Source organism: Azospirillum sp. UFLA03-27, assembly GCF_059803775.1.
This window is the reverse complement of record NZ_JAUQTX010000253.1, coordinates 1-9372: the sequence shown is the minus strand read 5'-3', so window position 1 is coordinate 9372 and position 9372 is coordinate 1. Positions and strand designations below refer to the sequence as shown.

Sequence of the window (9372 nt, the reverse complement as noted above, 5' to 3'; positions counted from 1 at the left end):
AGAACGAGCTGTTCTTCCGCCCCAACACCATGATGCTGTTCGGCGACGCCAAGAAGGTCACCGAAGAGGTCGTGAAGTCGATGGAGTAACCCGCGGCGTCACGGCCGTGGAGTAGGATGAACCCCCGGGGCCGGCTCGCCCCGGGGGTTTCTTTTTGCCATCACAAGAAACGGAGAGAGGACGCCATGGCCGCCTACATCATCGCCGACGTGAACGTGACGAATCCCGAGGCCTACGAGAACTACAAGAAGCTGACCCCGAACGCGGTCGCCAAGAACGGCGGGCGCTTCATCGCCCGTGGCGGGCAGGCGGAGGAGCTGGAAGGCGGCTGGCAGCCCAGCCGCGTGGTCATCCTGGAATTCCCGGACTACGCCGCCGCCAAGGCCTTCTACGACAGCCCGGAATACCGCGAGGCGCGCGAGGCCCGGAAGGGCGCCGCCGACTTCCGCATGATCGTGGTGGACGGCGCCTGACATTCCCCGGAACAAGAAAAAAAGCCGTGCGGAGCCGCACGGCTTCTCTTTCGGAAAGGGAGAGGGCCCTTACGCCTTCTTGACGCCGAAGCAGTGCTCCGGACCGGGGAAGCTGCGGGCCTTCACCTCGGCGGCGTAGGTCGCGGCGGCCTCGCCGATGGCGGTGCCGAGCTGGGCGTAGCGCTTGACGAACTTGGGCTGGAACTCGCCGAACAGGCCGAACATGTCGTCGGACACCAGGACCTGCCCGTCGCAGGCCGGGGAGGCGCCGATGCCGATGGTCGGGATGGTCACATCCTCGGTGATCTGGCGGGCCAGCGACTCCATCGTGCCCTCGATGACCAGGGAGAAGGCGCCAGCCTCGGCGATGGCGCGGGCGTCGGCGCGGATGCGCTCCGCCGCGTCCGGGTCGCGTCCCACCGCCTTGTAGCCGCCGAGCGCGTTGACCGACTGCGGCAGCAGCCCGACATGGCCCATCACCGGCACGCCGCGGGTGGTCAGGTAGGCCACCGTCTCGGCCATCTCCAGCCCGCCTTCCACCTTCACCGCCTGGGCGCCGCTCTCCGCCATGACGCGGGCGGCGTTGCGGAAGGCCACCTGGGGGCTCTCTTGGTAGCTGCCGAAGGGCAGGTCGACCACCACGCAGGCGTGGCGCGAGCCGCGCACCACGGCGGCGCCGTGGGCGATCATCATGTCGAGCGTGACGGGAAGCGTGCTGTCGAAGCCGTAGACCACCATGCCCAGCGAGTCGCCGACCAGCAGCAGGTCGACGTGCGGGTCCAGCAGTCGGGCGACCGGAGTCGTGTAGGCGGTCAGGCAGACGATCGGCTCCCCGCCCTTGCGTGCGCGCAGCGCCGGCACGGAGACGCGCGGAGTGTCCTTGGATGCGCTCATTGGCGACCCTCCCCATTGTATTTTCTTGGCAGACGTTCTTGTGCGGCGAAACGGACCGCAGATGCACCAAAACCGCCCACGCGCAGGCGCGGGGCGGCAGGTGCAGGACACAAGAGGGGCAAGCGCGCGAAAGCGCAGGATGCCCGGCGCGCCGAAGCGCGCCTGTCAATCCGGCGCGAAACGCGCCTGAGGATTAATAGCCCTCGCGCTCCATGCGCTTGCGGAGCAGCTTGCGGGTGCGACGCACCGCCTCAGCCTTCTCACGCGCGCGCTTCTCCGAGGGCTTCTCGTAGTTCCGGCGCAGCTTCATTTCCCGGAAAATGCCCTCGCGCTGCATCTTCTTCTTCAGCGCGCGGAGGGCCTGATCGACGTTGTTGTCTCGGACCAGAACTTGCACGTTAACCGTCACCTTCATCAAGTGAGCCGAGTTGCCATGAAGCAACAAACAGGCATGCGACAGGCATGCGCTTTCGGGCGCACCCCTTGTGTGGACCTTTATGTAGCACGGACGGGGCCGCCTGTGAAGCGGAGTCTTCCAACCCTGCGTGTTCCGCTGCAACAATGCGTGGGCAAAACGGTTGCCCGGTGGCCCGAAGCGCCCAGATAATAGGGCATGGCCCTGTTGAAGATCGCCCGCATGGGGCACCCAGTGCTGCGCAAGGTCGCAGACCCGGTGCCCGACCCGACGGCCCCGGAGATCCGGCGGCTGGCGTCCGACATGATCGACACCATGCTGGACGCGCCCGGAGTCGGGCTGGCGGCCCCGCAGGTGCACGAATCCCTGCGCATGATCGTGTTCCGCGTTCCTGCCCTGCGATCCGGCGGCGAGTCGGTGGAGCCGACCGTCCTCATCAACCCGGTGATCGAGCCGCTGGACGATGGGATGGAGCACGGGATGGAGGGCTGCCTGTCGATTCCCGAGCTGCGCGGCGTCGTTCCGCGATTCGCCCGCATCCGCTACCGCGGAGTCGGGCTGGACGGCGAACCCATCGAGCGCGAGGCGGAGGGATTCCACGCCCGCGTCATCCAGCATGAGTGCGATCACCTGGACGGCGTGCTTTACATCGACCGGATGACCGATCTGCGCTATCTGGCCTTCACCGACGAGGCGCATCACGTGACCGAGGCGCTGGAACAGCAGGAGGGGAGAGACTGATATGGACGCTGCGCTGGATATGGACGCGGTGCGGGACGACATCCTGCTGTCCACGCTTCCCAACATCGTGTTTGACGGCTGGAGCCTCCAGGCGCTGCGCGACGGCGCCCAAATGGCCGGCTACGACACGGCGACCATGCATCGCGCCTTCCCCGGCGGCGTGCCGGAGCTGGCCGAGCATTTCGGCGCCTGGACCGACCGCCGCATGCTGGCCGAGCTGGACAAGCACCCGCTCGACGAGATGAGGGTGGGCGAGAAGATCGCGCTCGCCATCCGTACCCATTTCGAGGTGCTGGAACCGCACATGGAGGCCAAGCGCCGCCTGCTCGCCTACCTCGCCATGCCGCAGAATCTCGGGATGGGGCTGACCATGCTCTACCGCACGGTCGACGCCATGTGGTTCGCGGCAGGCGACACCGCCACCGACTTCAATCACTACACCAAACGCGCCACGCTGGCCGCGGTGCTCAGCTCCGCGACCTTCTACTGGCTGGACGACCGGTCGGAGGGGCATGCCGAGACCTGGGCCTTCGTGGACCGCCGGCTCGGCGACGTCATGAGCATGGGCAAGGCGATGTCGGCCATGGGCCGCGCCGGGCGTCTCCTCAGCCATCTGCCGAGTCCCGCGCGCTTCGCCCGTCAGATCCGCCAGCGTGCCGGCGCCGCTCCGGTGGACACCGCCTCCGCCCACATGGCGGAGAACATCTGACGGCTCAGGCCCCGGCTTTCTTAAGGACAGCTTTCTTGCGGGACGGTTTTTTGACGGCGGCGGTGCGGATCGCCGCTGCCAGGGCCGGGCGGGCCCAGAACAAAAGCTCGTCAGGGTCGTCCAGCGCCGAGTCGGGCGGAGGGAAGTAGGGCAGGACCGTCGGCTTGTCGTCGAAGGGCTTGAAGGGGCGCAGGCCCAGCGCCTCGTACTCCGGCCGGTTGCCATCGTCGGTCTTGAAATACAGGATGTTGCGGGCGACCAGGGCGAAGACGACGCCGTCGCAATAGACCGCGTAACCGCCGAACATGCGGCGGGCGGTGATGGCCCCCAAGGGCGTCAGCGACTCGCACAGGAAACGGACGAGTTCGCTGACCGTGGCCATGCTGGGGAGCCCGTTGGTGAAAGCCTATTTTTTGCGGAAGGCGTCGAGCGCCACGACCTCGCCGCGCTTCGGCTCCTCGCCGGAACGGTCGGAGTCGGGCTTGCCGGCGTCGGCCTTGGCCGCGTCGGCTTTGGCGAGCTTCGCGATGGACGGCTTCGCCCCGTCCGCAGCCTTCTTCTCCGGCGTCTCGCGCGCGGGGATGGTGGCGATTTCCGCCGATTCGGCGGGCTCCACGGGCTGGAACTGGAGGGCGAAATTCTCCGACGGATCGGCGAAGGTGGTGATGGCGGCGTAGGGAATGACCAGCCGCTCATGCACGTTGTTGAAGCTCAGCGTCACCTCGAAATGATCGTCCAGCGCCTCCAGCCCATAGAACTGGTACTGGATGACGATGGTCATCTCGTTGGGATACTGGGACGACAGATATTCGGGGATGTCGACGCCCGGGTAACCCGTCCGGAAGGTCAGGTAGAAGTGATGATCGCCGGGGAGCCCGCGGTCCGTCACCTGGCGGAGCGCGTCACGGACGACACCACGCAAGGCGGCCTCGACCATGCGGTCATAACGCAACTGCTCTCTCGGCATTCTTGGGCGGGTCCTTAACGCCAGACGGGTAAGTGTGGGCCTTCTGTTGCTAGGCGGCCCACGGCCCCACCCTCAGGTGCTACCCATCGGGGATTGATTTCGGTCAGTTACCACCGTTAGGCGGCAACGGCGACCGGAGCAACGTTGTCGTTGGCAACTATTGCAATGGCCCGATAACGGCGGAACCATGCCGGGCGAAGACCATGCCTTTACCACGCGTGTCGATCCTATTTCGCCCCCAACGAACCCGCTCCCTACGGCAACGCCCGAGAGATCGGTGGTTTGTTTGGTGGAGGCGCCGGGTACCGCCCCCGGGTCCACAACGCTTATTCCGCAAGGCGTTTATCGCCATAGTCGGCTGCTGCCGACGGACCCAATATAGGCCCTTCGCTCCGATATGGAAAGGGGGTGCGGCGGATTCTGACCGGGGGCTCCGCGAAAGGGATGACTGTCGGAGTCCACGGACGTAGAGTGCCGCCCGAATTTCAGTCCCCGGAGTACCCATGCCGATCACGCCCGAGCAGCGCGCCGAGATCGACCGCCTGCGCGCCGTCACCGCCACCACCCGCCGCGCCACCGTTCCGGCCCTGGAGGAGATCCTCTACGAGCCGCTGGAGGTCCTGGACCACGGCTTCGTGCGCGTCGTCGACTACATGGGCGACGATTCGGCCGTCGTCCAGGCGGCGCGCGTGTCCTACGGCAAGGGCACCAAGAAGGTTACCGAGGACGCCGGCCTCATCAAGTATCTGATGCGCCACCGCCACTCGACCCCGTTCGAGATGTGCGAGATCAAGTTCCACGTCAAGCTGCCGATCTTCGTCGCCCGCCAGTGGATTCGCCATCGCACGGCGAACGTCAACGAATACTCCGCGCGCTACTCCATCCTCGACCGCGAGTTCTACATCCCGACGCCCGAGAACCTGGGCGCCCAGGCCGTCGTCAACCGGCAGGGCCGCGGCGATGTGCTCCAGGGCGACGAGGCGGCGGCGGTGATGAAGCTGCTGCGCGACGATTCGGAGGCGGTCTACGCCCACTACGAGGAGATGCTGAACCAGCGCGAGGACGGCACCACCATCGAGGAGGGCCGCCAGGGTCTGGCGCGCGAGCTGGCGCGCATGAACCTGACGCTGAACTACTACACCCAGTGGTATTGGAAGGTCGATCTCCACAACCTTCTGCATTTCCTCAGCCTGCGCGCCGACCCGCACGCCCAGTATGAGATCCGCGTCTATGCGGAGGCCATGCTGGATGTGGTGAAACGCTGGGTCCCTGCCGTGTTCGACGCCTTCAGCGAGTACCGGCTGGGCGGCACCCACATGTCGAAGACCGGGCTGGAGGTCGTGAAGCGCCTGCTCTCCGGAGAGGCCGTGACCCAGGAGGCCAGTGGCCTGTCCAAGCGCGAATGGCGCGAACTGATGGACCAACTCGGCCGCGCCGAGTAACGCCCGCTCCAACTGTGTAAGGACCAACCGTCATGACGCCGCCCCCGATGACGCCGCACGAGGCCGATGGATTGCACCGCCAGGGCCTCGTCGCGGCGCAGGCCGGGCGGTTCGACGAGGCCTTGGACCTGATCGGGCGGGCCATTGCCGCCTATCCCTCGGTCCCCGTCTGGTGGGCCAACTACGGGCTGGTGATGGAAAGCCTGGGTGATGTCGCCGGGGCGGCCAACGCCTACGCCGGGGCGCTGAACCTCGACCCGTCGCTGGAGATGGCGATGGACGGGTTGCTCACCATGGCGGAGACGGTGCGCCGGGCCGGCGATTCGGCCCGCGCGGAGGCCTTCTTCCGCCGCGCCATCGCGCTGAACCCGAAGACGCTGGCGGCCGTCGCCAATCTCGGCGTGCTGCTGCGCGCCCAGGCGCGGCGGGCGGAGGCGGTGACGCTCTATGAGAGGGCCGGGCGGCTCGACCCGGTCAACTGGGCTCACCCCTACAACCTCGGCAACGCGCTGGCCGAGATGAACCGGCTGGGCGAGGCCGACGACGCCTATGGGGCGGCGCTGGCCCTCGCGCCGGGCCGGGCGGAGGTGCGGGCGAACCGCGCCACCCGCGTGCTCGCCATGCAGGGGCGGGCGGACGAGGCCCTGGCGGAGATCGACGCCGTGGTGGCGCAGCACGGCACCGTGGATTCGCTGCACGCCTCACGCCTCTACCTGATGCAGTACGCGCCGGGGCTGACCATGCCGGCGATCGCCCAGGCCCATGCGGACTGGGGCGCCCGTTACCCCGACCGTCCGGCGCCCACGGTGGCCGCTCCGGCGCCGAAGATGCGCATCGGCTACGTCTCGCCGGACTTCCGCGCGCATCCCGTGGGCTTCTTCCTGGAGCCGGTGCTGGCGAACCACGACCGCTCGGCCTTCGAGGTGGTCTGCTACGCCAACACTGCCAACCCGGACTGGAAGACAGAACGGCTGATGGCCCGGGCCGACCACTGGGTCTGGACCACCGGCCTGGACGACGCCGCTCTGGCCCAGCGCATCCAGGCGGACGGCATCCACATCCTGGTCGATCTGGCCGGGCAGACCTTCGGCAACCGCCTGCCGGTCTTCGCGCGGCGCGCGGCGCCAGTGCAGGCGACCTGGGCGGGCTATGTCGGCACCACCGGCCTGCCGGCCATGGACTATCTGATTTCCGATTCGCGGCAGAGCCCGCCGGGATCGGACGGCTGGTGCATCGAGGGCGTCGTGCGCATGCCCGACGCCTACGTCCCCTGGGCGCCGCCCGAGGACGCGCCGGCCGTGGCTCCGCTGCCGCTGGCGACGCGCGGTCACGCCACCTTCGGGTCCTTCAACGCTCTGCCCAAGCTGAACGCGGAGGTTGCGGCGCTGTGGGCGCGCGTGCTGGGCGCCGTTCCCGGCTCCCGGCTGCTGCTGCGCACGCCGGGCCTGGACGACGCCGGCACCGCGGCGCGCACCCTGGCGCTGTTCGAGCGGGCCGGGCTCGACCCGACGCGGGTGGATCTGCGGGGCGGGGCGCCGCACCGGGAGTTCCTGGCCGGCTACGGGGAGGTCGACGTGGCGCTCGACCCCTTCCCCTATTCCGGCGGTCTGACGACTTTGGAGGCGCTGTGGATGGGCGTGCCGGTGGTGACACTGGGCGGCGACCGCTTCTGCGCCCGTCATTCGGTGACGCACCTCGCCTCGGCGGGGTTGTCCGATCTGGTGGCCGACGGGCCGGACGGCTACATCGCCAAGGCGGCGGCGCTGGTGTCCGACCCGGCGGCGCTGGCGGCCCTGCGCGGCGGGTTGCGGGACCGGCTCGCGGCGTCCCCGGCGCTGAACGGCGTGCGCTTCACCCGCGCGCTGGAGGCCGCCTTCGGCGTGATGTGGCAGCGCTTCCAGGCTGGGCAGGGGCGGGCGAGCTTCGCCCTGAGCTTTGATTAAGGGAGATCAGGCGCGTTCAGACCCCGGTGCGCCGGTGCTCCACAGCAGCCCGAGCACCACGCCCTTGCAGCGCGGCAGCAGCAGGCCGGTCAGCAACAGGGTCAGCAGCGGCCAGATGGTGAGATGCACCCAGGTCGCCGGCTCGTAGCTCTGCTCGACCGACAGGACCGCCGGGATGATGATGTGGCCGACGATCAGGATGGTCATCCAGGGCGGGGCGTCGTCGGCGCGCAGATGGCCGAACGCCTCGCCGCAATGGGTGCAGTGGTCCACCGGTTTCAGATAGTTCCGCAGCAGGCGCCCGCGTCCGCAGGCCGGGCATTGCCCCATCAGCCCGCGCAGCGCCGCCGTCGTCTTCGACCGCGCGCCGTCTTCCGCCCCATCGTTCACCGACCTGTCTTCCGCCGTCATGACCGTACCCCTGCGATCCGCTCCCCGAAGGGCCTCATATGGGGAGGGAGCGACCGATCGTCACGCCGTTCCGTCGTCCGCACTTCGGCGTTGCGCCGCGCGCAGGGCCTCGACGCGGCGGGCGATGTTCTCCAGCCGCATCTGAAGCTCATGCGCGCACAGCGCGTGCGCGGCGGCGCGGGCTTCGGCCTCAATGTCGGCGATGGCGGATTCGAGGGCTCGGAGTCGGGCGTGGAGTCGGGTGTCGCGCGGGTCTTCGCTCATCGGATTCCTGTTCGGGCAGTTGACGGACCGACCCCTGGGCGTCTACGGGATGCACAAACCCTCTCCGGGAGCCTGGAGCCATGACGATCACCCGCCTGTTTCTCGCCGCAGCCACGGCCGCCGTCGCGCTGACCAGCGCCGCCGCCTTCGCCCAGACCAAGACCGTCGCGATCACCGCCATCGTCGAGCATCCGGCGCTGGACGCCACGCGCGACGGCGTGATCGAGGCGTTGAAGGCCGCGGGCTACACGCCGGGTGACACCCTGAAGGTCGAGTATCAGAGCGCCCAGGGCAACCCCGCAACCGCCGCGCAGATCGCGCGCCAGTTCGCTGGCGCCCGTCCGGACGTGATCGTTCCGATTTCCACCCCCTCCGCCCAGGCCGTCGTCGCCTCGACCCGCGACATTCCGGTGGTCTTCACCGCGGTGACCGACCCGGTCGGCGCGCAGCTCGTCCGCAGCCTGGACAAGCCGGGCGCCAACGTGACCGGCGTGTCGGACATGGCCCCGGTGGCCGAGCATGTGGCGCTGATCCGCGAGATCGTGCCGTCGGTCAAGCGTCTGGGCGTCCTCTACAACGCCGGCGAGCCGAACTCCGTCTCGCTGGTCAAGGCGCTGAAGGACGAGGCGCAGAAGGCCGGGCTGACCGTGGTCGAGGCGACCGCCACCAAGTCCGCCGACGCCCAGCCCGCCGCCCGCAGCCTCGTCGGCAAGGCCGACGCGATCTACGTGCCGCTGGACAACACGGTCGTCTCGGCGCTGGAGAGCGTCGTCGCGGTCGGCCAGCAGGCCAAGCTGCCGGTCTTCTCCGCCGACACCGACAGCGTGGCGCGCGGCACGGTGGCCTCCATCGGCTTCGACTACCGGCAGGTCGGCCGCCAGACCGGCGAGGCCGTGGTCCGCATCCTGAAGGGCGAGAAGCCGGGCGACGTCCCGGTGACCTTCGCCAAGGGCACCGACCTGTTCGTGAACCCGAAATCCGCGGCGGCGATGGGCGTGACCATCCCCGAGGCGGTGATCCAGCGCGCGACCAAGGTGGTCGGGCAGTAAGTTGTTTCGTTGAGGGGGAGTGGCTGTCTCTTATACACATCTGACGCTGCCGACGATTATACGC

13 protein-coding genes and 1 other RNA gene are annotated in these 9372 nt (G+C 68.5%); 7 read left to right on the top strand and 7 right to left on the bottom strand.

The features are described 5' to 3' along the window. Positions 1-89: NAD(P)(+) transhydrogenase (Re/Si-specific) subunit beta (locus Q4I23_RS26835; protein WP_253828409.1), on the top strand; the 89-nt coding region annotated here is incomplete at its 5' end. Positions 90-185: 96 nt separating this feature from the next. Then, positions 186-473, top strand: a complete 288-nt coding sequence (locus tag Q4I23_RS26830; RefSeq protein ID WP_498528227.1) for a DUF1330 domain-containing protein — start codon at positions 186-188, stop codon at positions 471-473. Positions 474-542: 69 nt separating this feature from the next. Here the strand turns inward: Q4I23_RS26830 and panB are convergent, their stop codons facing one another. After that, a complete protein-coding gene (panB, locus tag Q4I23_RS26825; RefSeq protein ID WP_498528226.1) occupies positions 543-1367 on the bottom strand; it encodes a 3-methyl-2-oxobutanoate hydroxymethyltransferase in 825 nt (274 codons plus the stop codon). Between the two features lie 193 nt (positions 1368-1560). Then, positions 1561-1764 carry a 30S ribosomal protein S21 gene (rpsU, locus tag Q4I23_RS26820; RefSeq protein ID WP_012974546.1) on the bottom strand — a complete coding sequence of 68 codons (204 nt, stop codon included), beginning with the start codon at positions 1762-1764 and terminating at the stop codon, positions 1561-1563. Positions 1765-1980: 216 nt separating this feature from the next. Between rpsU and def the strand changes: the two genes are divergently transcribed. Continuing rightward, on the top strand, positions 1981-2523 hold the full coding sequence (gene def, locus Q4I23_RS26815) for a peptide deformylase (protein WP_498528225.1): 543 nt from the start codon (positions 1981-1983) through the stop codon (positions 2521-2523). Between the two features lies 1 nt (position 2524). Next, positions 2525-3232 carry a COQ9 family protein gene (locus tag Q4I23_RS26810; protein ID WP_454018043.1) on the top strand — a complete coding sequence of 236 codons (708 nt, stop codon included), beginning with the start codon at positions 2525-2527 and terminating at the stop codon, positions 3230-3232. Positions 3233-3236: 4 nt separating this feature from the next. On the opposite strand, the gene Q4I23_RS26805 is transcribed toward Q4I23_RS26810, so the two are convergent. The 3 genes from Q4I23_RS26805 to ssrA all read right to left on the bottom strand — a co-directional run bounded on the left by Q4I23_RS26805 (position 3237) and on the right by ssrA (position 4607). Further along, the gene (locus Q4I23_RS26805; protein ID WP_498528224.1) at positions 3237-3614 is read right to left on the bottom strand and encodes a TfoX/Sxy family protein; all 378 of its coding nucleotides are present in this window, start codon (positions 3612-3614) and stop codon (positions 3237-3239) included. 24 nt (positions 3615-3638) lie between these two features. Then, positions 3639-4199: an SspB family protein gene (locus Q4I23_RS26800; protein ID WP_498528223.1), complete on the bottom strand. Its 561-nt coding sequence runs from the start codon at positions 4197-4199 to the stop codon at positions 3639-3641. Positions 4200-4230: 31 nt separating this feature from the next. Then, positions 4231-4607: a transfer-messenger RNA gene (gene ssrA / locus Q4I23_RS26795) on the bottom strand. Between the two features lie 95 nt (positions 4608-4702). On the opposite strand from ssrA, the gene thyX reads away from it, so the two are divergent. Both thyX and Q4I23_RS26785 read left to right on the top strand, forming a co-directional pair. Next, entirely contained in the window at positions 4703-5641 is a 939-nt protein-coding gene (gene thyX / locus Q4I23_RS26790; RefSeq protein WP_145678343.1) for an FAD-dependent thymidylate synthase, read from the top strand. 32 nt (positions 5642-5673) lie between these two features. Further along, positions 5674-7584, top strand: coding sequence for an O-linked N-acetylglucosamine transferase, SPINDLY family protein (locus Q4I23_RS26785; RefSeq protein ID WP_498528222.1), 1911 nt, complete (start codon positions 5674-5676; stop codon positions 7582-7584). 6 nt (positions 7585-7590) lie between these two features. Here the strand turns inward: Q4I23_RS26785 and Q4I23_RS26780 are convergent, their stop codons facing one another. After that, positions 7591-7995 (bottom strand): DUF983 domain-containing protein, encoded by a 405-nt coding sequence (locus Q4I23_RS26780; RefSeq protein ID WP_094304411.1) that lies wholly within the window; start codon positions 7993-7995, stop codon positions 7591-7593. Positions 7996-8055: 60 nt separating this feature from the next. Next, positions 8056-8259, bottom strand: a complete 204-nt coding sequence (locus tag Q4I23_RS26775) for a hypothetical protein (RefSeq protein ID WP_498528221.1) — start codon at positions 8257-8259, stop codon at positions 8056-8058. An 80-nt stretch (positions 8260-8339) separates the two neighbouring features. Between Q4I23_RS26775 and Q4I23_RS26770 the strand changes: the two genes are divergently transcribed. After that, entirely contained in the window at positions 8340-9308 is a 969-nt protein-coding gene (locus tag Q4I23_RS26770) for an ABC transporter substrate-binding protein (RefSeq protein ID WP_498528220.1), read from the top strand. Positions 9309-9372: the final 64 nt, after the last annotated feature.

Bases quoted from the DNA above. Each gene is read 5' to 3' on its own strand.
- Q4I23_RS26830 (WP_498528227.1), top strand. From the start codon at position 186: ATGGCCGCCTACATCATCGCCGACGTGAACGTGACGAATCCCGAGGCC.
- panB (WP_498528226.1), bottom strand. From the start codon at position 1,367: ATGAGCGCATCCAAGGACACTCCGCGCGTCTCCGTGCCGGCGCTGCGC.
- def (WP_498528225.1), top strand. From the start codon at position 1,981: ATGGCCCTGTTGAAGATCGCCCGCATGGGGCACCCAGTGCTGCGCAAG.
- Q4I23_RS26810 (WP_454018043.1), top strand. From the start codon at position 2,525: ATGGACGCTGCGCTGGATATGGACGCGGTGCGGGACGACATCCTGCTG.
- Q4I23_RS26805 (WP_498528224.1), bottom strand. From the start codon at position 3,614: ATGGCCACGGTCAGCGAACTCGTCCGTTTCCTGTGCGAGTCGCTGACG.
- Q4I23_RS26800 (WP_498528223.1), bottom strand. From the start codon at position 4,199: ATGCCGAGAGAGCAGTTGCGTTATGACCGCATGGTCGAGGCCGCCTTG.
- thyX (WP_145678343.1), top strand. From the start codon at position 4,703: ATGCCGATCACGCCCGAGCAGCGCGCCGAGATCGACCGCCTGCGCGCC.
- Q4I23_RS26785 (WP_498528222.1), top strand. From the start codon at position 5,674: ATGACGCCGCCCCCGATGACGCCGCACGAGGCCGATGGATTGCACCGC.
- Q4I23_RS26780 (WP_094304411.1), bottom strand. From the start codon at position 7,995: ATGACGGCGGAAGACAGGTCGGTGAACGATGGGGCGGAAGACGGCGCG.
- Q4I23_RS26775 (WP_498528221.1), bottom strand. From the start codon at position 8,259: ATGAGCGAAGACCCGCGCGACACCCGACTCCACGCCCGACTCCGAGCC.
- Q4I23_RS26770 (WP_498528220.1), top strand. From the start codon at position 8,340: ATGACGATCACCCGCCTGTTTCTCGCCGCAGCCACGGCCGCCGTCGCG.